General features: G+C 58.8%; 27 protein-coding genes. 10 read left to right on the plus strand and 17 right to left on the minus strand.

From position 1 onward, the window contains the following. Nucleotides 1-2: 2 nt before the first annotated feature. Nucleotides 3-728, plus strand: a complete 726-nt coding sequence (locus tag SynPROS71_RS03385) for a DUF4079 domain-containing protein (RefSeq protein ID WP_186596621.1) — start codon at nucleotides 3-5, stop codon at nucleotides 726-728. Here the strand turns inward: SynPROS71_RS03385 and SynPROS71_RS03390 are convergent. The 3 genes from SynPROS71_RS03390 to SynPROS71_RS03400 all read right to left on the minus strand — a co-directional run bounded on the left by SynPROS71_RS03390 (nucleotide 718) and on the right by SynPROS71_RS03400 (nucleotide 3454). Further along, complete coding sequence (locus tag SynPROS71_RS03390; protein ID WP_255442331.1) at nucleotides 718-1947, minus strand: urea ABC transporter substrate-binding protein; 1230 nt, start codon at nucleotides 1945-1947, stop codon at nucleotides 718-720. The genes SynPROS71_RS03385 and SynPROS71_RS03390 overlap by 11 nt on opposite strands. 41 nt (nucleotides 1948-1988) lie before the next feature. Beyond that, nucleotides 1989-3131 carry a hypothetical protein gene (locus tag SynPROS71_RS03395; RefSeq protein WP_186596625.1) on the minus strand — a complete coding sequence of 381 codons (1143 nt, stop codon included), beginning with the start codon at nucleotides 3129-3131 and terminating at the stop codon, nucleotides 1989-1991. A 77-nt stretch (nucleotides 3132-3208) separates the two neighbouring features. Next, complete coding sequence (locus SynPROS71_RS03400; protein ID WP_186472709.1) at nucleotides 3209-3454, minus strand: NifU family protein; 246 nt, start codon at nucleotides 3452-3454, stop codon at nucleotides 3209-3211. Nucleotides 3455-3488: 34 nt separating this feature from the next. Between SynPROS71_RS03400 and SynPROS71_RS03405 the strand changes: the two genes are divergently transcribed. Next, nucleotides 3489-5021, plus strand: coding sequence for a malate:quinone oxidoreductase (locus SynPROS71_RS03405; RefSeq protein WP_255442333.1), 1533 nt, complete (start codon nucleotides 3489-3491; stop codon nucleotides 5019-5021). Here SynPROS71_RS03405 and SynPROS71_RS03410 read toward each other — a convergent pair. Both SynPROS71_RS03410 and SynPROS71_RS03415 read right to left on the minus strand, forming a co-directional pair. Then, nucleotides 5010-5666: a TVP38/TMEM64 family protein gene (locus SynPROS71_RS03410; protein ID WP_186596627.1), complete on the minus strand. Its 657-nt coding sequence runs from the start codon at nucleotides 5664-5666 to the stop codon at nucleotides 5010-5012. The genes SynPROS71_RS03405 and SynPROS71_RS03410 overlap by 12 nt on opposite strands. An 84-nt stretch (nucleotides 5667-5750) precedes the next feature. Then, nucleotides 5751-6092 carry a multidrug efflux SMR transporter gene (locus SynPROS71_RS03415; protein ID WP_186584222.1) on the minus strand — a complete coding sequence of 114 codons (342 nt, stop codon included), beginning with the start codon at nucleotides 6090-6092 and terminating at the stop codon, nucleotides 5751-5753. A gap of 73 nt (nucleotides 6093-6165) precedes the next feature. Between SynPROS71_RS03415 and SynPROS71_RS03420 the strand changes: the two genes are divergently transcribed. Continuing rightward, complete coding sequence (locus tag SynPROS71_RS03420; protein ID WP_011932517.1) at nucleotides 6166-6753, plus strand: inorganic diphosphatase; 588 nt, start codon at nucleotides 6166-6168, stop codon at nucleotides 6751-6753. A 91-nt stretch (nucleotides 6754-6844) separates the two neighbouring features. Here SynPROS71_RS03420 and SynPROS71_RS03425 read toward each other — a convergent pair whose 3' ends face one another. Then, nucleotides 6845-7822: a hypothetical protein gene (locus tag SynPROS71_RS03425; protein ID WP_186596629.1), complete on the minus strand. Its 978-nt coding sequence runs from the start codon at nucleotides 7820-7822 to the stop codon at nucleotides 6845-6847. A 159-nt stretch (nucleotides 7823-7981) separates the two neighbouring features. On the opposite strand from SynPROS71_RS03425, the gene SynPROS71_RS03430 reads away from it, so the two are divergent. Continuing rightward, complete coding sequence (locus tag SynPROS71_RS03430; RefSeq protein WP_186596631.1) at nucleotides 7982-8491, plus strand: L,D-transpeptidase; 510 nt, start codon at nucleotides 7982-7984, stop codon at nucleotides 8489-8491. Nucleotides 8492-8494: 3 nt separating this feature from the next. On the opposite strand, the gene SynPROS71_RS03435 is transcribed toward SynPROS71_RS03430, so the two are convergent. Continuing rightward, nucleotides 8495-9127: a MarC family protein gene (locus SynPROS71_RS03435; protein ID WP_186596633.1), complete on the minus strand. Its 633-nt coding sequence runs from the start codon at nucleotides 9125-9127 to the stop codon at nucleotides 8495-8497. A gap of 2 nt (nucleotides 9128-9129) precedes the next feature. Continuing rightward, complete coding sequence (gene hemC / locus SynPROS71_RS03440) at nucleotides 9130-10083, minus strand: hydroxymethylbilane synthase (protein WP_186596635.1); 954 nt, start codon at nucleotides 10081-10083, stop codon at nucleotides 9130-9132. A gap of 80 nt (nucleotides 10084-10163) precedes the next feature. Between hemC and SynPROS71_RS03445 the strand changes: the two genes are divergently transcribed. Both SynPROS71_RS03445 and SynPROS71_RS03450 read left to right on the plus strand, forming a co-directional pair. After that, nucleotides 10164-10382 carry a hypothetical protein gene (locus SynPROS71_RS03445; protein ID WP_186596637.1) on the plus strand — a complete coding sequence of 73 codons (219 nt, stop codon included), beginning with the start codon at nucleotides 10164-10166 and terminating at the stop codon, nucleotides 10380-10382. Between the two features lie 71 nt (nucleotides 10383-10453). Further along, nucleotides 10454-10906, plus strand: coding sequence for a DUF6561 domain-containing protein (locus SynPROS71_RS03450; RefSeq protein WP_186596639.1), 453 nt, complete (start codon nucleotides 10454-10456; stop codon nucleotides 10904-10906). Between the two features lie 48 nt (nucleotides 10907-10954). Here SynPROS71_RS03450 and SynPROS71_RS03455 read toward each other — a convergent pair whose 3' ends face one another. Continuing rightward, nucleotides 10955-11122: a hypothetical protein gene (locus SynPROS71_RS03455; RefSeq protein ID WP_186596640.1), complete on the minus strand. Its 168-nt coding sequence runs from the start codon at nucleotides 11120-11122 to the stop codon at nucleotides 10955-10957. A gap of 138 nt (nucleotides 11123-11260) precedes the next feature. On the opposite strand from SynPROS71_RS03455, the gene SynPROS71_RS03460 reads away from it, so the two are divergent. After that, entirely contained in the window at nucleotides 11261-11674 is a 414-nt protein-coding gene (locus SynPROS71_RS03460) for a hypothetical protein (RefSeq protein ID WP_186596643.1), read from the plus strand. A 680-nt stretch (nucleotides 11675-12354) separates the two neighbouring features. On the opposite strand, the gene rpoD is transcribed toward SynPROS71_RS03460, so the two are convergent. Continuing rightward, nucleotides 12355-13704: an RNA polymerase sigma factor RpoD gene (gene rpoD / locus SynPROS71_RS03465; protein WP_186596645.1), complete on the minus strand. Its 1350-nt coding sequence runs from the start codon at nucleotides 13702-13704 to the stop codon at nucleotides 12355-12357. Nucleotides 13705-14001: 297 nt separating this feature from the next. Between rpoD and priA the strand changes: the two genes are divergently transcribed. Next, complete coding sequence (gene priA, locus SynPROS71_RS03470; RefSeq protein WP_186596647.1) at nucleotides 14002-16290, plus strand: primosomal protein N'; 2289 nt, start codon at nucleotides 14002-14004, stop codon at nucleotides 16288-16290. Between the two features lie 2 nt (nucleotides 16291-16292). Here priA and SynPROS71_RS03475 read toward each other — a convergent pair whose 3' ends face one another. The 3 genes from SynPROS71_RS03475 to SynPROS71_RS03485 are packed head-to-tail and all read right to left on the minus strand — an operon-like array spanning nucleotide 16293 to nucleotide 18822. After that, entirely contained in the window at nucleotides 16293-17384 is a 1092-nt protein-coding gene (locus SynPROS71_RS03475; RefSeq protein WP_186596649.1) for a DUF3153 domain-containing protein, read from the minus strand. A gap of 3 nt (nucleotides 17385-17387) precedes the next feature. Further along, the gene (argB, locus tag SynPROS71_RS03480) at nucleotides 17388-18245 is read right to left on the minus strand and encodes an acetylglutamate kinase (protein WP_255442335.1); all 858 of its coding nucleotides are present in this window, start codon (nucleotides 18243-18245) and stop codon (nucleotides 17388-17390) included. A gap of 10 nt (nucleotides 18246-18255) precedes the next feature. Beyond that, on the minus strand, nucleotides 18256-18822 hold the full coding sequence (locus SynPROS71_RS03485) for a DUF2854 domain-containing protein (protein ID WP_186597844.1): 567 nt from the start codon (nucleotides 18820-18822) through the stop codon (nucleotides 18256-18258). A 67-nt stretch (nucleotides 18823-18889) separates the two neighbouring features. Between SynPROS71_RS03485 and SynPROS71_RS03490 the strand changes: the two genes are divergently transcribed. Continuing rightward, nucleotides 18890-19099, plus strand: a complete 210-nt coding sequence (locus SynPROS71_RS03490; protein ID WP_186596653.1) for a hypothetical protein — start codon at nucleotides 18890-18892, stop codon at nucleotides 19097-19099. Here the strand turns inward: SynPROS71_RS03490 and SynPROS71_RS03495 are convergent, their stop codons facing one another. Then, nucleotides 19100-19564: a single-stranded DNA-binding protein gene (locus SynPROS71_RS03495; protein WP_186596655.1), complete on the minus strand. Its 465-nt coding sequence runs from the start codon at nucleotides 19562-19564 to the stop codon at nucleotides 19100-19102. A 14-nt stretch (nucleotides 19565-19578) separates the two neighbouring features. Between SynPROS71_RS03495 and SynPROS71_RS03500 the strand changes: the two genes are divergently transcribed. Further along, nucleotides 19579-20388, plus strand: a complete 810-nt coding sequence (locus tag SynPROS71_RS03500; protein WP_186596657.1) for a precorrin-6A/cobalt-precorrin-6A reductase — start codon at nucleotides 19579-19581, stop codon at nucleotides 20386-20388. Here SynPROS71_RS03500 and SynPROS71_RS03505 read toward each other — a convergent pair. The 3 genes from SynPROS71_RS03505 to psb27 form a co-directional block, all read right to left on the minus strand. Beyond that, entirely contained in the window at nucleotides 20385-21398 is a 1014-nt protein-coding gene (locus SynPROS71_RS03505; RefSeq protein ID WP_186596659.1) for an adenosine kinase, read from the minus strand. The two genes, SynPROS71_RS03500 and SynPROS71_RS03505, sit on opposite strands and share 4 nt — an antisense overlap. A gap of 70 nt (nucleotides 21399-21468) precedes the next feature. Then, nucleotides 21469-22782, minus strand: a complete 1314-nt coding sequence (locus tag SynPROS71_RS03510) for an adenylosuccinate synthase (RefSeq protein WP_186596661.1) — start codon at nucleotides 22780-22782, stop codon at nucleotides 21469-21471. A 112-nt stretch (nucleotides 22783-22894) separates the two neighbouring features. Next, nucleotides 22895-23320 carry a photosystem II protein Psb27 gene (psb27, locus tag SynPROS71_RS03515; RefSeq protein ID WP_186584241.1) on the minus strand — a complete coding sequence of 142 codons (426 nt, stop codon included), beginning with the start codon at nucleotides 23318-23320 and terminating at the stop codon, nucleotides 22895-22897. Between the last annotated feature and the right edge of the window lie 27 nt (nucleotides 23321-23347).

Raw genomic sequence — 23347 nt, forward strand, 5'->3', positions numbered from 1 at the left:
CTATGACGACCGTCGACTGGCTCGGCATCCTTCACCCCGTGTTGGCGGTGGTGATCATCTACCCCCTGATCGGGATGGTGGTGCGATTGGCGATCCAGACCCGGGCACGACGGTTGCAGACGCTGAAGTGTCCTCCCACTGTGGGGCGTGAACACAGTGATCTGGGCCGCTGGCTGGCGGTGGGCGTGGTGGTGCTGGTGCTCGTGGCCCTCACCGTGGCGATTGCCACTGATCAACCCTTGATGGCCTTTCAAGGCGGAGCCGCAAGGGCTGCGCAGTTGCTGCTGGTGCTTGCCGGCAGCGTTGCGGGATTGGCAGCGCTTTGGGTGTCAAAGGCGCCTGGACTGAGGCTTGCCTTCGTGCTGATCACCTGGGCCGGGGTCCTCGGTTTGGGCGCGCAGCCTGAGGTCTGGCGGCTTTCCGACGATCCGTTTTCGCCTGCCTTCTGGCAGTCCCATTACTGGGCAGGTGTTGCTGTGGTGGGCCTGATGCTGTTTTCTCTCGGTGCCCAGCCAGAGATTCAGCGTGACCTGCGCCTGCGGCGTCTGCACGTCAGCGCCAATGTGCTGGCTGCCGTGCTGTTTGTGGTGCAGGGCATCACCGGCAGCAGAGATCTGCTTGAAATCCCCCTGAGCTGGCAGAAGTCAACGATCTATTCCTGCAACTTCACGGCGCGCACCTGTCCTCCGCTTGCAGCCCCAACCTCGGCGCCGGCCGTCACTCCTTAAGAGGCACTGCTCCCACGTGGTTACAGGTCAATCCGGCTGATTCAGGTAACTCAGGGTTCCAGGGTTGAGGCTCGATCATCCCGAAATCCTTGATGACCTGGAAACGCCCTTCGGAATCGGATCGCGCCAGGAGGGACCGTTTCTTGAAATGCAGGCTCGGCATCATTTGAAGAGAGCCCTGGGGAGCCATCACACGGCGGCCAATCAAGGCGGACCGCACAGCATTGGTTTCTGTGCTGCCAGCGGTCTCCACAGCCTGAGCCCACAGGTGCACCAGGCTGTAGCCAGCCTCTGCTGGGTCGTTGATCACGCGGTGGTAGCCGTAGCGTCGCCGAAAGCGTTGCGCGAAAGCGGTGGATTCCGGCGTCTGCAGGCTCTCAAAAAAACTCCAGCTTGCGTAACTGCCGGCGATATTGCGTCCTCCGATCGCGATCGCCTCCTCTTCCGACACGGAAAGGCTGAGCACCTTGAGTGCAGAACGCTGATTCAATCCTTGTTTTTGCAGGTCCTGGAAGAAAGCGATATTGCTGTCGCCGTTGAGGGTATTCACCACGGCAACCGGACCTTCGTTAAGAGCGGCTTGAATGTCTGCGATCAGCGGTTCAACAGCTGCACTCCCCAGCGGCAAGTAGCGCTCTTTAAGCACACGCGCTTGTGCGCGCTGCGCCTGGGCGCGGATGATGCGATTGGCTGTTCTCGGGTAGACGTAATCCGAGCCGATCAGCAGCAGCCGTTTGCTGTGATTGTTCAGCATCCAATTCAGGGCCGGCTCGGATTGCTGGTTGGGAACCGATCCTCCATACACCACAACAGCAGAGCACTCCTGTCCCTCGTATTGCACCGGGTAGAACAGAAGTTTGTTGTTGGTCTCCATCACTGGAACCATGGCTTTGCGGCTGGCGGAGGTCCATCCACCGAAGATCGCCACCACCTTGTCTTCGTTCAGCAGTCGTTGTGCCTTGCGAGCGAACTCGGCGGGGTCAGACATGCCGTCCTCTTCGATGGCCTCAACCAGCACTACCCGACCGTTGAGTTTGAGGCCGCCAGCGGCATTGATCTCTTCGATCGCCAGACGCTCCGCCTCGGCCACTGTGGCTTCAGAGAGCGCCATGGTGCCGGTCCGCGAGTGCAGGATGCCAACGCGGATTGTGCCTGTGTTCTGCGGCCCACTGCGCTGCCCGCAGCTGAGGAGCAACAGCGAGCCCAGCAGGCTGATCACGCCTGAAAGGCCTCTCCGCGTCGCAGTCGCGATTCCCTGGTTCATCGTCGTCCCCAGCTGATCACCGCGGTCAGCACCAGCAGGCCCAGGGAGAGGTACTGAAAACGCATGTCGGCTTGATTGATCCGCCGCATGGTGCTGGCCTTCTGCTCATCCGGTGCAGCCACATAGACGTTGTACCCCCACGTGAACAACCCGAATAGAGCCATGGCAATCAGATAGCTCGTTGTGAAGAGATCATCGAGGAAGGTGGTGTAGGGAAGCTTCGGCAAGGAGGAGTGGTACGACTGCTGCAGAAAAATCAGCGTGAGCAGGGCCGTTGACGGAATGGCAAGGCGTACATCGGAGAGGGTTCCCTCCACCGATGGCGCCATCAGCACGATCGAATTGATGATCATCAGGGGGATGATCCAGTTCACAATCCCTGGCCACAAATTCGACTGATAAGTCACTTCCAAGCGAACCTGGCTGAGCTGGGGGCGATACCAGGAGCCCAGGCTGTTGGAGCTCCGGCGCAGAAATGGTTTGAAACTGGCGCCCTGAAGCTGGTAGCCGCTGAGAGAGCCCAATTCCCCCACGAGATCGTCGTTGGAGGGGGCAGGCAGTAGACGCAGATCGGCGTATTTCTGGGAGGTCCAGAGCGGTTCGAGCTCGATGATGATCGGCACCTTCAGCACATCGAAGGGATCTCTTCGGAAGTCCACAGCATCGTCGTAGAACCGACTCGAGAAGCGGAAGAGCAGCTGACGTCGTCCACCCGAGAGCTCCCGCGGCCCTGCAGCGGATGGCTCAAAGGTGGAGTCCCATGTCTCGATGCGATTGGTCAGTGAAATCAGATCGGCGGGGTCAGTGTCGTAACGCTGGAGCAGCTCTTCCACCTCGGGGAGCCACTCCAACCAGATCTCACCATCTGCTGTGAAGGTGCGCGAGTTGAGATTGAGTTCGTAGATCTTGTCGAGATGAATACCCGCATAGATGAACGGGTGTTTGGCGACGAGCTCCTCCGAGGGCTGAACGGCCTCCAGACCTGCGGTGCCTTCCATCTCCTGCTGCACCGCGGCAGGGTGAATTGTTTCCGCGCTCGGGCCGCGATCAACGATCGCGCGTGTGCCCAGCAGGAGAGTGATTGCCAGAACCGAGGCAATGAGCAGAAACCCGAAGCGTCTTGAGATGGTCCGGCGCATTCGTCGACTGACGTTCACCCAGGATGGCTGAAGGGAAGGTTGGCGTCAGTGTGCTGGTATCCCCTGTCGTTCACCCCTCAGAGCACCTGCACCACTTCGCTCACCTCGGGAATGGACTCACGCATTTTGCGTTCGATCCCCATCTTCAGCGTCATGGTGCTGCTGGGGCAGCTGCCGCAGGCTCCTTGAAGCCGTACCTTCACCACAGGCCCGTCAATCTCAACCACTTCCACGTTGCCGCCGTCGGCCATCAGGAAGGGGCGAAGCTCGTCGAGCACCTTCTCCACGTTTTCGCTGGTCAGCGGCATCGTTTCGGAGCTCATGGCCGGAATTAAGACGTTTAGAACCAGCGTAGGCATGCGCCCGTCACGGTTGATCCATACGCTTGGTGAAGGGTGCCCTTCTGCTGTGGATCGATACGACGCTGTGCTAGTGGGCGCTGGGATCATGAGTGCCACCCTGGCATCGCTCCTGCATGCCCTGGACCCCAGGCTCAGGCTGCTGTTGGTGGAGGGCTTGGAGGCCCCAGCGTTGGAGAGCAGTGCAGCGATGAACAACGCCGGCACCGGTCATGCGGCCAATTGCGAACTCAATTACACCCCCCAGCGGGATGATGGATCGGTCGCGATAGAGCAGGCCCTCGCGATCAATGCGTCCTTTGAACGCAGTCTTGAGTTCTGGGCATCGCTGGTGGAGCTGGGATCCCTGCAACCAAACCGTTTTCTGCATCGGGTTCCCCACTTGAGCTTCGTATGGGGGGAGAAGGATGTGGCGTTTCTGCGGCAGCGGCACAGCCAACTCAGTGCCCTGCCGGCGTTTGCGGCGATGGAATGGAGCACGGATGCCGGAGAGATCGCCGACTGGATTCCGCTGATGATGGAAGGACGGAATGGTGGTGAGCTGGTCGCCGCCACCAGGGTTCAGCGAGGGATGGATCTGGATTTCGGCAGCCTGACGCAGATGCTGCTGGCACCACTGCAGAGTGCGGGCGCTCTGGATGTGGTGTTCGGCACCCGTGTGCAGAGGCTCAAGCGCTTTCGCACACCACAGATGACTGCTGGTGATTGGCAGCTTGATCTGCGCAGTCCCTCCGGTGCCCGTCAGGTCAGGGCTCCGTTTGTGTTCCTAGGTGCTGGAGGCGGTGCCTTACCGCTGCTTCAGAGCAGCGGGATCCCCGAGGCTGCCGACTTTGCTGGGTTTCCGGTGAGCGGCCAGTGGTTGGTGTGCCAGCAACCAGAACTTGTGGATCATCACTTCGCCAAGGTGTACGGAAAAGCGAAGGTGGGAGCACCACCGATGTCGGTTCCCCATCTCGACACCCGCTGGATTGATGGGAAGAGGTCGTTGCTGTTCGGTCCCTACGCCGGCTTCAGCAGCAAGTTCCTCAAGACGGGTTCGTTGTTGGATCTGCCGAAGTCGGTTCGCATCAGCAATCTGCAGCCCATGCTTCAAGTGGGAGTGAACAACCTCCCCTTGGTGAACTACCTGATCACGCAGCTGCGCCAAAGCCCTGCTGATCGCATGGATGCCCTTCGGGATTTCCTTCCGCAAGCCAGGGAGCAGGACTGGACTCTTTCCGTGGCCGGTCAGCGTGTGCAGATCATCAAGCGAACGCCTGAAGGTGGTCGCCTGCAGATGGGCACCGAAGTCGTGAGCTCCGCGGATGGCTCTTTGGCTGCCCTGCTCGGAGCCTCCCCGGGGGCCAGCACTTCAGTGTCGATCATGCTCACCGTGCTTGAGCGTTGTTTCGCAGAGCCACTGGCGACAGCCGCCTGGCAAGAGCGGCTCAGAGCACTGATCCCCTCCTTCGGCCAAGACCTCAACGCGGATGGCGATGCTCTGCGCCGAACTCGTGAGCGCAGCGATGTGCTTCTTGGATTAGCTGGCTGATCCATCGTGTCGCTGCTGGGCACGCTGCTTCACCAGCCCGGCGACCAATGCCAGTGCGAACACCCCGAGCAGGGCTGCGCCCAGGAGAAGCTTGCCTCCGCTGAGAATCCCCGCCCCAAGTGCCACGATCGGGGCATCACTGAGCAGCACACTCACCAGCAAGGGCAAGGAAAAAGCACGCCAGCTGGTGCCACCGAGGCCAGCGGCGTAACTCACGAAATCAAACAGACCTGTCATCAGAAGACCCGTGAGTAAAAACGGGTTTCCCTCCAGTTGATTGCGACTGAATCCTTCCACCTTGGCCATGGCCTTGTCTCCGACAAGACGTTTGATCGGCCCCCGGCCATAGCTGCGCGCCAACAGAAAAGCGCATTGGCAGAACAGCAAATCTGCGATCACGATGGCGATGAAGCCGGTCTGAAAGCCCAGCAGAGCGCCGGCGAGTAGGGAGTAAGCCGTGCTCGGCAAGGCCGGCAACAGGATGCTGACTCCGCGGAGCAACACGATGCCGACCGGAGCCCAGACTCCCAGGCGTTCCACCTGGTTGCGTAGCGGCTCGAGTCCGTGCACCTGGACCAGGTGAAACAGCACAGCGAGTCCTGCAATGCTCGCAGCGATCAGCAGGAATCGGCGGAGGCGAAGCATGGGCTGATGCGCGTTTCACACCATCGAAGTTCCCACAGGGAGTGTGATGTCTGTGCCTCGCTCGGCGATACCGCAATGCTGTTTTCAGCCTTTCGTCAGGGGAGACGACAGATTCACGATCAGTACACCCGCTGTGATCAGCCCCATCCCGATGAGCTGACCTCCTGTGGGGACCTGTCGGTAGGCCACCACGCCAATCAGCACGATCGCCACAATGCCGATCCCGCTCCAGAGGGCATAGCTGATGCCCATGGGAATGGTCTTCACCACCCGTGACATCAGCGTCATCGAAAGCCCATACGCAGTGAGCACAACCAGAGTTGGCCATGGACGGCTGAATCCGTCCGAAACCTTCAGGCAAGAGGTGCCGATCACCTCAGCGCCGATGGCGAGCAGCAACAGAGCCCAGGGAGAGAGGGACGGCATGGAATCGGATCGCTGATCGTTTCAGTGTGCCGATCCAGCCCCCGTAGGATCACCGCGCTGAATGCCGTCTCCAATGGCCAATCTCGACCAGGCTCCCAGCCGCAGCATGCCCAATCTGTTGCATGTGCTCCCGGCCTTCGCCGATGAATCTGAGCTGCGTCTGAACACGATCGTGGAACTCAACTCCAACACGATCAACAAGTACGAGCTGATCACAGAAACCGGTCATCTGAAGCTGGATCGCGTCGGTTATTCCTCGCTGGCCTATCCCTTCGCCTACGGCTGCATTCCTCGCACCTGGGATGAGGATGGCGATCCACTTGACATTGAAATCGTCAACGTCACCGAACCGCTCATCCCCGGATCAATTGTTGAGGCCCGCATCATCGGCATCATGACGTTTGATGATGGTGGAGAAGTCGACGACAAAGTGATCGCTGTGCTGGCTGACGACAAGCGCATGGATCACATCAAGAGCTTCGAGGATCTTGGTGATCACTGGAAAAAGGAAACCACCTATTACTGGGAGCACTACAAAGATCTCAAGAAGCCAGGAACCTGCACGGTGAACGGATTCTTCGGCACTGAGAAGGCCGTGGAGATCATCAAGACCTGTGAGGCCAGGTACATGGCGGAGATCGATCCCAAGCTCGTTGACTGAATTGGCTTGATGGTCTGAGACCTCTCACATCTCTCCCATCCTTGATGCCGCTCGCGAAACCGTGAGCGGCATTTTTTTGGTTTGATCGTTCTTAAGGTTTGATCAGCAAGGGGCCGGGGGTGGCTGGGATGTTGTACGTCACCCTCAAGTCCGCAACGGGTTGATCGGCGACCGCCCAGAAATCAAGGTCTTGAATGAGATTGACGGAGCAGGCCAAGCCTTTTTCATATCCAGCCATCGCTGCATCAGGAATGAATTGCCCCGTTTCTGGAGGGATGATGCTGTTACTCGTGCTGAAAGCCTTGCCGAGGTGGAAGTCGAGAATCACCTCCAGCAGGGATTCAAATCCGAATCCATCAGTGAACAGACCTGCCTGAAAGGCCGCCACATTCATCTCTCCAGCACTGTCTGTGTTGAATCCGCCCAGGATGTGGCAGCAGTCGTGATTCACCAGAAGCTCTGAGGTGCTTTTGTGCTCCCCTGGTAGGGCCCAGCCGCGATCGCGGTACCAGTGAAAGAACGTGTGGCCGAGGGTTCCCTCAGCAAACGTGCTGAGAGTGGCATACCGGCTGGCGATGGACGCATCCCCGATGGCCTGATGCACGGCCGTGATGACGCCACGAACGAAGCGAGAGGGAGTGTCCAGTCCTAAAAATTCACCCATGCTTCTGCGCCCATAGTCGAGCAGTAAGCGTCTGAGATGGTTGTCTCTTACCTGGTGCAGGTCTTGCAGAGTCTGGGGGGCGATGTTGAGGAATGAGGCGAAATCGTCCACAACGCCCACCATGCGTGGATCCACGTTCATGTCCACATAGGGAATGAGCACGAGGATTTGAATCAGCTGTTCTCGCTTGCTTGGATCCGTAATCAGCGCGGGGTAATCGGGTGGATGGCGAATCTCAAGGCTTTCGAGATCCACTGAGGAATGAAGAACATGGCGCTGTATGGCCTCCATCATTTCCAGCGTGATCGGCTCCAGTGGAAGCACACCTCCCGCTGTTCCAACGGTCTTGATCGCCTGCAAAAAGAGGCGCGCTTCCGCGTCTGTCCACTGAAGCTGCTTGGGCATTGATCGCGTTCCGGTGCCCGGGTCTAGCACCCAGGCCTGGGATGACGTTGTCGTTGCTTTGACCCACTGTTCGCTTTCTTCAGAAAGTCCTCCAATGGTGGACGGTTTTTGCTCTGACCAATGAATAGCTTGAGACCAGTAAGTCTTGAGTGTCTCGAGATGAAACACGTCTGTTTCGGGCGGGCAGCCTGCTCTGCTGGCGCCGTCGCTGCAGTTCTCCTCGGCGGTGCTGCTCCCGGTTTGGCCTCGATGGCGCCTGCTCCGGTCGCTGAGGACACGCATATTCATCTCGATCTGAGACAGCGTCGCATCAGCGTGATTCGCAATGGCGAGCGCATCGGGCCTTGGCCTGTGGCGATCGGAGACCCAAAGACTCCCACTCCGACCGGCGTGTTCCAGGTTGAGAACAAGCGGGTGAATCCTCAGTACCAGAGCACCAAGTCAGGTCGCGTTCATCCGGTGACTGGACCCTCCAGTCCCCTGGGCCATCGCTGGATCGGTTTTCTCCAGCATGGGCCGAATCAGTTCGGGATTCACGGAACCCCCTGGCCCCATTGGGTGAAGATCAGGGCGGCAGTCTCCAATGGCTGCGTGCGCATGCTCAACGCCCACGTGCAAAAGCTCTATGAACTGGTGGATGTGGGCACCCCGGTGAAGATCACGCGCTGAGCATCAACTGCTCGCACCATGCTGAAGAAGCACTGGAAAGCCTGCGCTTAAGCCTGTGAAAATCATCTGCACCGCGATGGAGGTGAGGAGGAGACCCATGATCTTGGTGAGCACTTGAAGCGCTGATGCACTGATCTTCGAGGAGAGCATCTCCCCCGCTTCGAAAATCAGATACACCACCAGGGTGAGCAGCAGCACAACCCCACTCAGGCCAATCTTGCCGCCCATGCTGGCTGCATTGGGGTCTGCGATCACCACGGTGAGTGTGCCCGGGCCTGCCAATAGGGGGATGCCGAGGGGCACAATCCCCTTGACCGCGGAGTTCTGATCCCGTTCGATGGACTCTGGATCATGGTGAACCTTGGATGGTTCTGAGCGCAGCATGGAGAGGCCGATCAGAACCACGATCACCCCGCCGGCCACCTGGAATGCCGGGCGTGAAATTCCGAAAAATCCAAGTAGGTCGTTGCCCAGCCAGGTGGCCAGCATCAGGCTGACCAAAAATGTGATCGCACTGCTGCGGGCGATGGCGCGATCTTTGCGCCGGTTCCCATCCGTAAACGACAGGTAGATCGGCAGATTGCCGATGGGGTTTGAGATCGTGAAGATGCCGACGGCTGTGTGCAGAAGAGACATGGTTACGCTTCGGGGCGCATTTCTGCAAAGATCTCCTGAAGGATCTCGCCTGCACCGCGGGATTTCAAGTCTGCAGCCAGGGCGCGGCCGATGGCTTCAGGATCGGTGAGGCTCCCGCGGCGCTCGTCACGGATCAAGCGTTGGCCATCCAGGCTGGCCACCATGCCGGTGAGGATCAGTTCCTGTCCATCGATGCGGCTGTTCACACCAATCGGAACCTGGCATCCGCCCTCCAGTTCGCGCAGGAAAGCCCGTTCGGCCAGGCAGCGCCCGGCTGTGGGCGCATGCTCAAGAACCTGAATGAGCTTGAGCACCTCAGGCCGGTCACAGACGCACTCAATTCCGAGAGCACCCTGCCCCACAGCATGAAGGGAGATGTGGCCAGGGATGATCTGGTGGATGCGGTCACCGAATCCCAGTCGGCTCAGGCCAGCGGCCGCGAGAATCAGGCAGTCGTATTGCCCCGCATCGAGCTTCTCGAGGCGAGTGATCACATTCCCGCGCACATCCTTGAACTGGAGATGGGGGAAGTGATGGCGTAGCTGGGCCAGTCTGCGCAGGGAGCTTGTGCCAACCACCGAGCCTTCCGGGAGGGTTTCCAGGGTGTGATCCGCGTTTTTGCTGTTGACCACAAGGGCGTCCGCGGGATCCTCTCTCTCGGTGATGCATCCCAGCATCAGCCCCTCAGGAAGGTTGGTGGGCAGATCCTTCAGGGAATGGACGGCAATCTCCGCCCTGCCCACGAGCATCTGTGCTTCGAGTTCTTTGGTGAACAGGCCCTTGTCACCGATCTTCGCCAGGGCCACATCGAGAATCTTGTCGCCCTGGGTGGCCATCGCCTCAACTGAGATCGCCAAGCCGGGATGTGCCGACTCGAGTTCTGCCTTCACCCAGTTGGTTTGAACCATGGCCAGCTGGCTGCGGCGGGATGCAATGCGCAGGTGCTCGAGAGCCATGGACATTTCAAAACGATGGGTCACCCTACGAAGCCATCGGATCCAAAACTCCTTAGGTTGAAGAGAGTGACACGGAATTCATGCGGTGGATTCCATCGCTGCCGTTGCCTCTTCGCGCGTTGCTGACCATCGGTCTGTTGACGCCGAGCCTGGTGATCCATCAGGTGCTGGCCTTCGACCTGCCTGCATTGGTTCTCCCATCATTGGCCTTGTGGCTCGGTCCTCTCGCCGCTGTGACCTGGGTAATTGTTGTGATTTGTGGGCTTTGGGTGATCTGGATCGGGGCCGATCACCCCTAGGGCCTGATTGCGCGGTGCATCCCAGGAACCTCACGAGCCGGCCTAACATCAGTTCCCATCGATTGGGTTTCATGCCAGGACCTGTCGTTAACGGTGTGAAAGTGGGACGTTCCGCATCCGGAGAGGCAGCCTCTCAAGTGGCTGAAGCCCTTCCGTTTCTGCCAGTGCTCAGTGAGGGAACCATCCGCGTGGTGCTACTCACCAGCGGACATTTGATCGTGGCGCGTCTCCGGCAGACCACCGATCCTGATGGTGATCGTGCTTATCAATTGATCCGCCCCCTGCGCCTGGTCGGCGATCTCGATGGGGATGAATGGTCCCTGCAACCGTTTCTGGCGGGGCTGACACCGCAACGCAACATCGTGATGCTGAAGGCAGCAGTGGCCGCAGTGCTTGAGCCCGAAGCCCGAATTCTTCAGGTCTATACCCGCTCAACGAATCAGGAATGCCCGCCGTCAGAAACCCCTGTAGAGCGTTTGAAAAAAGCGTTCCAGGAATTCACAGACAGCATCGAGCCTGGTTAAGAGGCTGACATCATCGAGGTTTGTGATGTCAGTCAAACTCTGATCTGATTATTTGATGTCATCTTTCTTTCCCAGTCCACGACGAAAGGCATACTCCAACATGTAGATGCCATTGACGAAGTGTTCAAGAGAAACACCTTCGAGCTTGTGTTGATCAATTACTTTGTCGGCTGCTTCGTGAAGTACAGCCACATATTCTTCTGAATAGATGCCCATTGCCCTGATGATAATGATGTAAGTCAGCGCTCTATCTGATAAAATTATTTAGTGTGGTTATATTGGCGTTATAAAGCTGAGAGCAGTGTGAAACTCCCGCTTCTCCTCTCAAGTCTGCTTCTTTCAGCATCACCTGTTGTGGCTGATAATTCCTTGCACTTACAGTGTGAGACAAATCTCGATGTGGATGTATTTCATGCAGAAACATCAAATTTTATCAAGAATGACAAGCAAGTTAAATCTATGGTTTTTAGGATAGATTTTATAGATAAAACACTTCAAGGTGTTACCCTTGGTCGTAAAGAGCCGGTGGATACTTGTGATATTGAGGTAGCCAATGATCGACTGGCCTTCTCTGGGGCTAAGGTTAACGTCCATGGCAAATCTAAGTTTCAGTGGACGATTGCTTTGCTACCTCCATTTGACGTGGCGGCCAAGGGAATATTCATTTCTTCCAAACTTCCAATAGTTCTAGACATGAAGATCCAAGGTGATTGTAAAAAGGCTGATCCTTCAGTTTTTGAGAATGCCTTGAAAGAGTCACAGAGCTGACGCAAGATGATCTTATTCAGATAATGAGTGTGAAGGGCACTTTTGAAAGTTAATATGAGGCATCTTTTAAGAAAGCTGTAAGCCAATGAAACTTCCACTTCTCCTCACAACCTTGCTTCTCACAGCAATGCCTGCTCTTGCAAGCAAGACTTATAAAGGTGGCGTATTTAAGGGGGGAGAACTATGTGATGACCTTTTATCGTTCTGACCACGCTGAAGATCTGTATTCTGTTTCAGTAGTTGAACCTAGATCTGCTAAACAGTATGGATACATAGTCCCTTCTTCCTTTTCATTTGATTGTGCGAAGGGAAAGGGGAGTGGGTTTGTTGCAATGGGGATCAATCGATCACAGGACTTTATTGTGGACGTTGTTAAATTTTACCTTTTGGAGTTCTGTACTCGTAACGGATATCAATACGAAGATCAGGTGAAGTAATAAAGCTTCTTGCTGGGCAATCCTTGTTTTACATGCTACCCATTTCACGAGCCAGTGCATAATGACAGAGTTGAGAGACTTTTAATCCAGAGGACTCAGTAAAGACTTTTAACTTGTCGTGGAACTGTGCATCTGCTTGAAACGAAATCATTTTTTTGTCTTGTTCACGAGGAATCCATGAAAATAGCCCCTGAGAACCCTTGATGTGAAAGGGAACTTAGGGGCTGATTAATGGTGTAACTGCTATTTGATGTATTCCTTGAGTACCCCATTGCGGTTGGGATGGCGCAGCTTGCGCAGAGCCTTGGCCTCGATCTGACGGATCCGTTCACGGGTCACATCGAAGATCTGTCCGATCTCTTCAAGGGTCTTCATGCGACCGTCATCGAGGCCGTAGCGAAGTCGCAATACATCCCGTTCCCGTGGGCTCAGGGTGGCGAGAACACCCTCAAGGTCTTCCCTGAGCAAGTTCTTGGCGACATCCTGTTCTGGATTCTCGATGTCGGCTTCAATGAAGTCGCCAAGACGGGAATCTTCCTCCTTGCCGATCGGTGTCTCCAAGGAAATCGGTAGCTGGGCGCTCTTGGCGATGAAACGCAGTTTTTCGATGGTCATCTCCATCGATTCAGCGATTTCTTCTTCCGTGGGCTTGCGTCCGAATTCCTGGCTCAGAACTTTGGTGGTTTTTTTGATCCGGGAAATGGTCTCGTAGAGGTGAACCGGCAGGCGGATCGTGCGGCTCTGGTCGGCAATCGCGCGCGTGATCGCCTGGCGAATCCACCACGTGGCATAGGTGGAGAATTTGTAACCCTTCTCATGATCAAATTTTTCGGCGGCTCGGATCAGACCCAGGCTGCCCTCCTGAATCAGGTCTTGGAAGCTCAGCCCCCGGTTCATGTATTTCTTGGCAATCGATACAACCAGCCTCAGGTTGGATTGCACCATCTTTTCCTTAGCTCTGCGACCCAACATCAGTCGCCGGCGGAAGCGAATGAGTGGCATTTCCACCAGAGCAGCCCACTCCTTGTTGTCGGGAAGCTTGCCGTTGTCGCTTTCAAACTGGGCTGCGAGTTCCTCGAGGTAGAGCAAATCGGCAATCTTTCGGGCCAGTTCGATCTCTTCGTCGGGACGTAGAAGCCGGATGCGACCAATTTCCTGGAGGTACACGCGAATGGAGTCTTCGGTGTAAACACCTTTTGGCCCCACCTTGATGCTGGCGAGAACCTTGGCTTTGGCGTCTGCTTTGGCTTTCTCTTCCTTGCCAGCGGTTGCAGCATCCGCAGATGCCTTGGTGGCCTCCGTACCCTTACCTGCGGCCTTGGCCAGCAGCTGGTCAGCCGCTGCATTGAGATCGTCAGCAGCGGGGGCAGCAGTCTTGCTGCGGCTGCGTGTGGTGGTTTTGGCCGCTTTGGTTGTCTTTGCGGCGGGTTTGGCTTTGCTGCTCTTGGGCGACGTCGAAGCCGCTTTGCTCTTGGGCTTGGCCTTGGCTTTAACAGTCAACTCCTTGGGTTGGCCGCTGGCATCAGCCACCATCACAATTGCTGGGGATGATTTGGCGTCAGCCTGAGCTGACTTGCTCGCAGCAGGGCTCATGGGAATCAGGCGAAGAACTTCGATGTCGAACTTGCAACTGTGGCGGCTGAGCAATGCTCAGAAACGCTTCACTGTGTTTTGATCTCCCCGTTGCTCAGGGGCAGACAACACGAGACAGTGATCAAGGTCAGGGTGATGGGTCGGGTTGATGCAGGGCTGTCAGGGGCTTTCTCAGACCGGTGAGCCGACGGGTAAACCATGGCTCGAGCTTCGTGTCTTCCCACTGGACGGAACTCTGCATTGTTCCGACAACAGCCTATGAGCTGTCCAACTTCACCATCTTAAGAAAAACATGTGATGTCGGCAACCCCTGAGGAATCCTTTCAATCGAAGGGTGTTGCCCGCCCGATGCAGGTGGTGGACGTCTGGCTCGAGGCGGGTCGGGAGGGGCGGACGTTCACCTACGCGGACCATCGCCAACTGGGAGTATCCCTCGGTGATCTTGTCGTCGTGCGTCTGCGCGGTCGGCGTCTGCAGGGGCTGGTGACAGCATCCCGTCCCTTGCGCGATGACGAGCAAGCGCGATCCCCTCACCTTCAACCCGTGGAAGCCCTGCTCCAGCGAGCTGCCGTGGACTCTGATTGGCAGGCCTGGCTCGATGCGATGGCGGCCTCCTGTCACACCAGTTCCTTCCGGATGCTCAAAGCAGCACTACCGCCAGGCTGGCTGGGGCAGCGGGCCAAGCCGCCGGCATCCGGTCGAAAACTCTGGTGGGTCGCTCTCCTGCCCGCAGGCGGTGCGCCTCCTCCGAAATCCGCGCGTCAGCAAGCCTTGCTGGAGAGCCTGAAAGCAGCTGGGGGCGGGGCTTGGCAACGCGATCTGCTGACCCAGGGATTTCACGCCGGGATGGTGCAGTCTTTACAGACCAACGGATATTTGCTTCGAGAGCAGCGACTTGCTCCGGCCTCCGGGCCTTCCTTAGAGCTCCATGGCGATCATTGCGATGAGGGCGGGCTGGAACCACCGCGGGATCTCACTGGGGAGCAGCAGGCTGCGCTCGAACGTTTTCAGGAATTGCCTGAGGGTGGCGGTCTTCTCCTATGGGGAATCACTGGCTCAGGCAAAACAGAGGTGTACCTGCAGTTGGCAGCTGCGGAGATCGCCCGGGGTCGTCATTGCCTTCTGCTCACGCCTGAAATTGGCTTGATTCCCCAGTTAACGGACCGCTGTCGCAACCGTTTCGGCCGGCGAGTGCTCGAATATCACAGCGGTTGCAGCGATGGGGAGAGGGTGCGCTGCTGGCGTCGCTGCCTCGAAGCGGAGGAGCCTCTGGTTGTGGTTGGAACTCGCTCAGCGATCTTTCTCCCCTTGCGTCCCCTCGGCCTTGTGGTGCTCGATGAAGAGCACGACAGTTCTTATAAGCAGGAATCCCCGATGCCCTGCTACCACGCCCGCAACCTCGCTCTGGATCGGATTCGCCGTCAGGGAGGACGACTTCTGCTCGGTAGTGCCACCCCCTCTCTGGAGTCTTGGAGCCGGTTGAAGCCGAAGGGCCCCCTTGAACTGGCAAGGCTTTCCTCCCGGATCTCCCGGCAACCCCTGCCCCCAGTTCGTGTCATCGACATGCGTCACGAGCTTGCGGAAGGCCATAAGCAGCTCATCAGTCGCGCTCTGATGGATCGGTTGGCGGCCCTGCCTGCTAAGGGAGAACAGGCTGTCGTTTTGGTTCCGCGCCGCGGCTACAGCACGTTTCTCAGCTGCCGCAGCTGCGGTGAGGTGGTGATGTGTCCACATTGCGATGTGGCCATGACCGTTCATGGCAGCCGTTCGCAGCAGCAGTGGCTGCGCTGTCATTGGTGTGACCATCGCGCTGCAGTGACCGATCACTGCACAGCCTGCGGCTCATCAGCTTTCAAGCCGTTCGGTGCGGGTACGCAAAGGGTGATGGAGCGCTTGTCCGAGGAGCTGGATGGGCTGCGTCTGCTCCGATTTGATCGCGATACAACAGGAGGGCGAGACGGTCATCGGCGCCTGTTGGCAAGATTCGCCGACGGTGAAGCTGATGTTTTGGTTGGAACCCAGATGCTTGCCAAGGGAATGGATCTGCCTCAGGTCACCCTGGCTGCGGTGCTCGCGGCTGATGGTCTTCTGCATCGCCCTGATCTGCGGGCTGGTGAGCACTCTCTGCAGCTCATGCTCCAACTGGCTGGAAGGGCAGGCCGCGGAGAGAAACCTGGTGAAGTGCTTGTGCAGACCTACAGCCCCGATCACCCGGTGATTCAGCATCTGATCGATGGCCGCTATGAACGGTTTCTCGAGGAGGAAGCGACTCTCAGGCAGCAGGCGGGTTTGGTTCCCTATGCCCGAGCCTGTCTGCTGCGATTGGCGGGGCGTTCCGCAGCCGCCACGGCGACTGCCGGAACTCTCCTGGCTGAGCAACTTCGCCCTCTTTGCCTCGCTGCCGGGTGGCAGCTGCTTGGACCAGCGCCAGCGCCGGTCGCCCGTGTGGCAGGGCGCAGCCGCTGGCAGCTGTTGCTTCACGGTCCGCCGGAGTCGCCCATCCCTCTGCCTGAGGGCTCGGACCTTTGGGATGGGCTGCCCAAGGATGTAACCCTCTCCGTGGACCCCGATCCCCTTCAGCTCTGACGTCAGGAAGGGAGCTGCGGGTATCCAAAGCCGAGGGATTGCCGGATCGCCTGCAACAGGGTGCTGACCAGCAGGAGCCCCAGGATTGCGAGGCCGCCGAGGCCGAGGCGGCTCCATTGCCATCGGTGCAATTCCAGATGGTTCACCTCTCCTTGAGCCAGGGGCCAAAGGATGCGTTGCTCCTCGAGACGCGCCGGGATCGGCACGCTGCTCACGTGACGCAGGTCGGTGCTTGGGCCGATGGTCACCGACAGGGAATCGTTGGGTAGGGAGACGATCTCCGTCAGATCCAGGTTCAGAGTCAGGTTCTGCTGCACGCCGATCAACCAGTTCCGTTCGTGCATGCTGAGATCGGGTGGTGGCAGCGACAGGCCTGCGGAGCGCCCCGCGCGTTCAACGGTGTCGGCCATCAACCTTGCGGCCGTTTCAGCGTTCAGAGGCCGACTGGTGAGATTGAGTTCTCCATCTCGCAGGAAGGTTTGAGTCCAGTTCGGCTCCTGATCGCGCACCGCTGCTTGGAAATTGCTCTGCCAGGGAAGTGTGCGGCCGCTCAGGCTGTTGATGTGCCAAGACATCTCAAGGCGGTCGGGGCCCACCAGATCCAGGTCCGCCCGGATCTGCATGCAGCCTCCCAGAAGAAGGGTGAGACCCACGAGCACCACGAGCACCACCGCGGCAAATCCTGCTGATGGGCCTTGCGTTGGTCCTGTTGGTGGTGGTGGCGGCGGTGTCGGTTGCCGACGACGTCGGCTGATGCGTGGACGCTGGCCCATGCGCGGCGTCATCTCGAGGCTGGGGAGCTGCATCGACCAGCGCGCAGGTCGCTCCAGGCTTGGTGCTTCCAGCACATTCAGAAGCTGTTTCGCCCGGTTGCGTAGGTCTGGGTCTTTGCAGCGAGTGAGAAGCCTGCAGGTGCTGATCGCGCGTCGTTCTTCTCCTTGCCCCATCCAGGCTGTGACCATCAGCATGCGGATCATCGCCCCTTCGGGTTCGCTGATGGGGTGAGTGGATGCCAACGGGTCTAGAAGACGAAGGCACCGGCCATAGTCACCCCGATCCAGTGCCTGCTGCGCTTCTGCCAGGCCGATGGTCATGGTTCAGCTGCGTCCCAGCACCATGGTGCCGATTCCAGCATCGGTGAACACCTCCAGGAGCAACGCATGGGGGACCCTGCCATCCAAGATGTGAGCGGCGGAGACACCCTGGGCGAGTGCACGGATGCAGCATTCGGTTTTCGGGGTCATGCCACCGGCCACGATGCCGTCGTCGATCAGCTGCCGGGCCTCCGAAAGCTTGAGCTGCCGGATCAGCGACTCCGGTGACTCCCGATCTCTGAGAATGCCTGGGGTATCGGTGAGCAGGATCAGCTTCTCGGCCTCCAATGCCGCTGCTAGCTCGCCAGCGACGGTGTCAGCGTTGATGTTGTGCGCGACCCCCTCATGATTGGCGGCAACACTGGAGATCACCGGGACGTAGCCACGATCTAAAAGGGGCTCGAGCACATCCGGGTTGACGCGGGCGACATCGCCGACCAGTCCGTGGCTGCCGTCTCCCCAGGAGCGGGCTTCCACCAGGCTGCCATCGCTTCCACTCAGGCCGACCGCCTTGGCCCCGAGGCGATTCAGTCCATTCACAATTTGTTTGTTGACCCGGCCCACTAAAACCATTTCCACCACATCCATCGTCGATGGATCAGTGACCCGCAAGCCCTCGCGGAATTCAGGTGCAATGTCGAGCCGCTTCAGCCAATGGTTGATCTCAGGTCCTCCGCCGTGAACAACCACCGGTTGCACACCCACGCTGCGCAAGAGGGCGAGATCCCTGAACACAGCGGTTTGGAGTTCGGCATGGGCCATGGCCGCGCCGCCGTACTTCACCACAATCCGTCGCCCGGCAAATCGCTGGATATACGGAAGGGCTTCGCTCAGGACGGAAACCCTGAGAGCGTCATCCATCGGTTCGTGATCAGGACTCACCATGCTCGCCTGCCGAGGAGGCGCCAGCCGGCAGAAGGGTGAGATCGAGGCTGTCCCCGTCGAGTGGCGTGATGGTTGCAGTGAGCCCTTTGGCGAAGAATCGACCAAGACGTTCCCGGCGCTCTTGCCAGCGCTCGAGCGGGACCGCCTCGCAGGCGAAGCGCATGCGCAGGCCATAACCGCACGCACCGTGGAGTTCCTCGATCTCGAGTAGCTGAGGCGGTCGATCCTCGTCCCAGAGTTTCAATGCCTCAAGGGAGCTCTCCAGATGGGCTTTTTGACCGTATCTCCAGCGCGTCACATCGCCGAGCAGTTTGCCGAGTTCAGGGGCTGCAGCCTCCCTTTCCTGCTGAAGATGGTTCTTGGGAACAACGCGTCTTGCGGGAGGCAGTTCCGATGACTTCAGGGCCAAGCCTCCGAGCAGGATCGGGATTCCGTAGAAAATTGTGGGGAGGCTGAGGTTGGCGTTGCCTGTGCTGTAAGCCACTGCACCGACCACCGTGAGCACGCCTCCGGCAACAGTGACCAAACTTCCCGGTGAAAGCAGATCCTTCATTCGCTCACGACAGTGGCGACATTCTGCCGGCGTGGGGGCCAGGATGGGCTGATCACGGATCACTCCGATGGAGAGCACGACAACGCCGGACACCTCTTCGCAGCCCGGGGAGGGTGCGTCGGAGCTCATCCAACAGTTGGAACAAGACAGAGCCTGGCTGCTTGAGCAGATCGATCGTGGGCGCTGGTCAGACTTCCGGTTGGACCTGGCCGCCTTGGAACGGGAACTCGGTCAGCTGCTCCGCAGAGCCGCGGAGCAGCGACCGGCCGATCGCTAATCAGAAGGGAATGTCGTCGGTATCAGGCACCAGCGGAGCGCTGTTCCACTGCGCGGCGGGTTCTGCAGCAGGAGGTTGGGAAGCTGCTGGACGGGGCGTTGCCGGTTGAGAGGCTTGCTTGGCCTGCGGGGCGGAGGGAGCTGCCTGCAGTCCAGACGGCGTTTCGCCAACTGCATGCAGGCGCGACAAGGTGAACTCAGCCTTTTTCTCTTTAGTGCCGTCCTGCCTGGGAACAGTGTTCATCCGGAGTCGGCCTTCGATCACCAGCCGTTGCCCAACCTGCACGCGGTTCTGGAGGTCTTGGGCAAGGTTGCCCCACCCCACAACTTTCAGTTGCCCCCTGGGATCATCCGGTCGAAGAGCATCGAAGCCCACGTCCATTTCGGCGATCGGAGTTTGATTGTCCTGGGTGTAACGAAGGGTGGGAGCCTGGAGCACATCCACTTCCAGAACGCAGTGATTCATCCTCGATCGATGCGGTGAGCGCCATCCTGATGCACCGACGTACGAATCGCCAGATCCACGTTCTTGTGTTCGCAGGCACCGGCGAGGGCCCTGCGCTGGTTGCGGCCCTTGCCCATGCAGGCCGGGGCGTCAGCGTCAGCGTCGTCACGGAATCCGCGGCAGACGCCTATCGATTCGCAGACCTTAAAAATTTGCATGTGGGTTCGTTCCGCTCATTCGAGGATCTCGGCGCCCACTGTCTGACCCACGCCGCTGATGCGGTAGTGGATGCGACCCATCCCTTCGCGCTCACAATCAGCGCTCAGCTGCATCAGGTGTGCATGGTCCATGGTTTACCCCTGGTGCGGTTTGAACGTCCGGGGTGGAGCACAGACCGGGCGTCCTTGCTCAGCGGGGTGCACGAGCTCGCCCATCAGCCTCTGCAGGGTCACAGGGTGTTACTGGCTTTGGGCGCCAGACATCTGGCAGCGGCCAAGCAAGCCGGGCAGGCTGCTGGCGCGATCGTGAAGGCTCGCGTGCTGCCGACGCCAGCCGCGATCCGGCTTGCGGGAGCCGCGGGTTTCTCCGGAGACGATCTGGCGGTGCTGCGACCGCTGAGGGGAATTCGCCCAGGGGCTGTTGAGGCCGCTCTCTGCCGCCGCTGGGCCATTACCGACGTGCTCTGCAGACAGTCAGGAGGTGCGGCTGATGCGCTTTGGAGCGCTCTCGCCGAGTCCGTCGGATTCCATCTGTGGAAATTGAAGCGTCCTTCCCCCCCAGACACTGTCCCTGTCGTTCAGAGCACGCAAGAGCTCCTTACGTGTCTGGATGGTCTGTCGGTTTAGCTCAGGTGCTGGGCGACCAAGTCCTTCAGCGATACCTGGGAACGTGGCCCGAGCTGGGTCACCACCTGTCCGGCACAGATAGAGCCGATCTGTCCACAGGTTTCCAACGCAAGTCCCTGGGTGTACCCGTGCAGAAAGCCGCCGGCGTAGAGATCGCCAGCACCTGTGGTGTCAATCAAATCTCCTAGTGCATAGGAAGGGATGTCCCAGCGCTGGTCACCACTGAGCACCACAGACCCCTGCTCGCTGCGGGTGAGTGCGGCCACACTGCAGCAGCCTTTCACCTGTGCGAGTGCGGAGTCGAAATCATCCGTGCTGTAGAGCGATGTGATTTCACTCTCATTGGCGAACAGCACATCCACATGGCCGTTCACCAGTTCGAGAAAACTGTCGCGGTGTCGGTCGACGCAGAAGCCATCGGACAGGGAGAGTGCGACCTGGCCACCTTCTCCCTTGCAGGCTTCAGCTGCAGCGATGAAGGCTCGTTTCGCTGCCGGACTGTCCCAGAGGTATCCCTCGAGGTAAAGCACTTTTGTTTGTTTCACCATCGACAGATCCAAGTCATCCGGCTCGAGCTGCGTGGATGCACCGAGAAACGTGCACATGGTGCGTTCGGCATCTGGGGTGACGTAGATCAGGCAGCGTGCGGTCGTGGAGCCGCTGGTGGCCGCTGGTGTGTCAAATCGGGCTCCCACGGCGCGGATGTCGTGGCTGAAGATCGATCCGAGCTGGTCATCCCGCACCCGTCCGATGAAACCGACTTGGCCGCCGAGTTGGGCGATGCCCACCATCGTGTTGGCCACAGAGCCACCGGAGGTCTCCAATCCTGGACCGCTGGCGCTGTAGAGCGCCTCTGCCTGCTGCTCATCAATCAGGGCCATGCCGCCTTTCTGCAGGCCCTGCTGCTCGAGAAATGCGTCATCGGTCTGCACGAGCACATCAACGATGGCGTTGCCGATCCCCACCACGTCAAACGTGGTGGAGGAGTTGGCGAATCGTGATGTGCTCATGGGGGCTGGATGGGTGAATTGGGGCAGTCTCGCTGTTCGTGGCCCCCTCGTTACGGCACGCCCTGGTTGATCAAGCGCTCAGTAGTGCCCGTTTCGGTCCGTGAATCGGATCCTCCACAACGATGGTCTGATCGCGGCTGGCACCGAGGGACACGATGGCGATGGGAACTTCCATCAGGTCGGCGAGAAAGCGCAGATAGGCCATGGCTTTCTCAGGCAGATCCTCCAAGCGGCGACAGTCCGCAGTGGAACATTGCCACCCCGGCAGCGTTTCGTAGATCGGCTTGCAGCGGGCGAATGCCTCAGAACAGCTGGGGAAGTGATCGATGCGTTCGCCATCGAGTTCGTAGGCCACGCAGACCTGAAGGGCATCGATCTCATCGAGCACATCCAGTTTGGTGACCGCGAGGCAATCGAGACCGTTGACCTCGACGGCATAGCGTCCAATAACGCCATCAAACCAGCCACAGCGGCGACGGCGCCCAGTGGTGGTGCCAAATTCACCCCCGCGGTCGCAGAGGTGGTCGTTGAGGCTGCCGTCGAGTTCGGTGGGGAAGGGCCCTTCCCCCACGCGGGTGGTGTAGGCCTTGGCGACGCCGATCACGCGGTCGATCAGAGTTGGTCCAACCCCTGCACCGATGCAAGCTCCTCCGGATACGGGGTTGGAGGAGGTGACGTAGGGATAGGTGCCGTGATCCAGATCCAGGAGTGTTCCCTGAGCACCTTCGAAAAGGATGTTTTTCCTGTTACGGGCAGCTCCGTGGATGGCTCGGGAGCAATCCACAACATGGGGTGCCAATCGCTGGCCGTAGTCCAGATACTCGGCGATCACCTCGTCGGCGTTGAGGGGATCCATGCCATAGATGGTTTGTAGGAGCTGATTCTTCTCCTGCAGCGGTCCCTCAAGGCGATCCCTCAGCCGTTGTTCATCGAGCAGATCGATCACTCGAATGCCGCTTCTCTGCGATTTATCGGCGTAGGTCGGACCAATCCCCCTGCCGGTGGTCCCGATTCTGCGGTCGCCCCGTTGTCGTTCCATCGCCTGATCCAGCAGGCGGTGATACGGCATCGTGACGTGGGCTGTCGATGCGAGCTGCAGGCCTGAGATGTCGATGCCGTTTTTGATGAGCATGTCGAGCTCACCGAGCATCACCCGCGGATCCACCACGGTTCCCGATCCGATCAGACAGATCGTGTCTGGATAGAGGATCCCGGAGGGAATCAGGTGGAGCTTCAGGACCTGGCCATCAACAACGATGGTGTGCCCGGCGTTGACGCCGCCCTGATAACGCACCACCACATCCGCGGAACGACTCAGAAGGTCGGTGATCTTTCCTTTTCCCTCGTCACCCCACTGAGCACCGATGACGACAACGTTGGCCAAAGACTCGGCGGCCCGAAGCCGCGGTTCTGCACAATCCGTAAGTCTCTCAGACTTACCCGCCGCGGGTCAAAGAGACTTCGGATTCTGTGATGGAGACCGATCGGTCGTTGTGTCAGGTTCCGCGAAGAGCCGCTTTTTCCGCCTTGGTGAGCTCTTTCTCAACGCGGGTCTTCAGAGCATCCGGCACAGGACGATTGGTGTACGTGTTGTAGTGACCCTGCAGTGAATTGAGCGCTGTCTGCATCGTTGTGAATGAGCTCAATCCGTTCACCTGAGGCCTGGGACGGTACCGAGACATGTAGTCATTAATAAGATCGTGGGCTTCATGTTCGGAGTTCTGCAGCCCCTCAGCGTCGGAAGGCAGCGCCAGAGTGTTCTGAAGCATGTGGACCACCGCCACGGTGTCTTCGACGTAATCCCCGGAAAGCAAGGAGGTTGTGCTGTCACCACAGGCGGTGAGCAGAAGAGAGAGTCCGAGGCAGAGCGACAGGGTGAGGCTGGTGAGATGTCGGCCCAGACGGGTCAGCGCGGCGTGCATGGCTTGAAGGATTTGGGGAACTTTAAT

The sequence above is a fragment of the Synechococcus sp. PROS-7-1 genome, assembly GCF_014279795.1.
Taxonomy (GTDB): domain Bacteria; phylum Cyanobacteriota; class Cyanobacteriia; order PCC-6307; family Cyanobiaceae; genus Synechococcus_C.

Coding starts and splice junctions, on each gene's coding strand:
- SynPROS71_RS03385 (WP_186596621.1), top strand. CDS start 3: ATGACGACCGTCGACTGGCTCGGCATCCTTCACCCCGTGTTGGCGGTG.
- SynPROS71_RS03395 (WP_186596625.1), bottom strand. CDS start 3,131: ATGCGCCGGACCATCTCAAGACGCTTCGGGTTTCTGCTCATTGCCTCG.
- SynPROS71_RS03400 (WP_186472709.1), bottom strand. CDS start 3,454: ATGAGCTCCGAAACGATGCCGCTGACCAGCGAAAACGTGGAGAAGGTG.
- SynPROS71_RS03405 (WP_255442333.1), top strand. CDS start 3,489: ATGCGCCCGTCACGGTTGATCCATACGCTTGGTGAAGGGTGCCCTTCT.
- SynPROS71_RS03410 (WP_186596627.1), bottom strand. CDS start 5,666: ATGCTTCGCCTCCGCCGATTCCTGCTGATCGCTGCGAGCATTGCAGGA.
- SynPROS71_RS03415 (WP_186584222.1), bottom strand. CDS start 6,092: ATGCCGTCCCTCTCTCCCTGGGCTCTGTTGCTGCTCGCCATCGGCGCT.
- SynPROS71_RS03420 (WP_011932517.1), top strand. CDS start 6,166: ATGGCCAATCTCGACCAGGCTCCCAGCCGCAGCATGCCCAATCTGTTG.
- SynPROS71_RS03425 (WP_186596629.1), bottom strand. CDS start 7,822: ATGCCCAAGCAGCTTCAGTGGACAGACGCGGAAGCGCGCCTCTTTTTG.
- SynPROS71_RS03430 (WP_186596631.1), top strand. CDS start 7,982: ATGAAACACGTCTGTTTCGGGCGGGCAGCCTGCTCTGCTGGCGCCGTC.
- SynPROS71_RS03435 (WP_186596633.1), bottom strand. CDS start 9,127: ATGTCTCTTCTGCACACAGCCGTCGGCATCTTCACGATCTCAAACCCC.
- hemC (WP_186596635.1), bottom strand. CDS start 10,083: ATGGCTCTCGAGCACCTGCGCATTGCATCCCGCCGCAGCCAGCTGGCC.
- SynPROS71_RS03445 (WP_186596637.1), top strand. CDS start 10,164: ATGCGGTGGATTCCATCGCTGCCGTTGCCTCTTCGCGCGTTGCTGACC.
- SynPROS71_RS03450 (WP_186596639.1), top strand. CDS start 10,454: ATGCCAGGACCTGTCGTTAACGGTGTGAAAGTGGGACGTTCCGCATCC.
- SynPROS71_RS03455 (WP_186596640.1), bottom strand. CDS start 11,122: ATGGGCATCTATTCAGAAGAATATGTGGCTGTACTTCACGAAGCAGCC.
- rpoD (WP_186596645.1), bottom strand. CDS start 13,704: ATGAGCCCTGCTGCGAGCAAGTCAGCTCAGGCTGACGCCAAATCATCC.
- priA (WP_186596647.1), top strand. CDS start 14,002: ATGTCGGCAACCCCTGAGGAATCCTTTCAATCGAAGGGTGTTGCCCGC.
- SynPROS71_RS03475 (WP_186596649.1), bottom strand. CDS start 17,384: ATGACCATCGGCCTGGCAGAAGCGCAGCAGGCACTGGATCGGGGTGAC.
- argB (WP_255442335.1), bottom strand. CDS start 18,245: ATGGATGACGCTCTCAGGGTTTCCGTCCTGAGCGAAGCCCTTCCGTAT.
- SynPROS71_RS03485 (WP_186597844.1), bottom strand. CDS start 18,822: ATGAAGGATCTGCTTTCACCGGGAAGTTTGGTCACTGTTGCCGGAGGC.
- SynPROS71_RS03490 (WP_186596653.1), top strand. CDS start 18,890: ATGGAGAGCACGACAACGCCGGACACCTCTTCGCAGCCCGGGGAGGGT.
- SynPROS71_RS03495 (WP_186596655.1), bottom strand. CDS start 19,564: ATGAATCACTGCGTTCTGGAAGTGGATGTGCTCCAGGCTCCCACCCTT.
- SynPROS71_RS03505 (WP_186596659.1), bottom strand. CDS start 21,398: ATGAGCACATCACGATTCGCCAACTCCTCCACCACGTTTGACGTGGTG.
- psb27 (WP_186584241.1), bottom strand. CDS start 23,320: ATGCACGCCGCGCTGACCCGTCTGGGCCGACATCTCACCAGCCTCACC.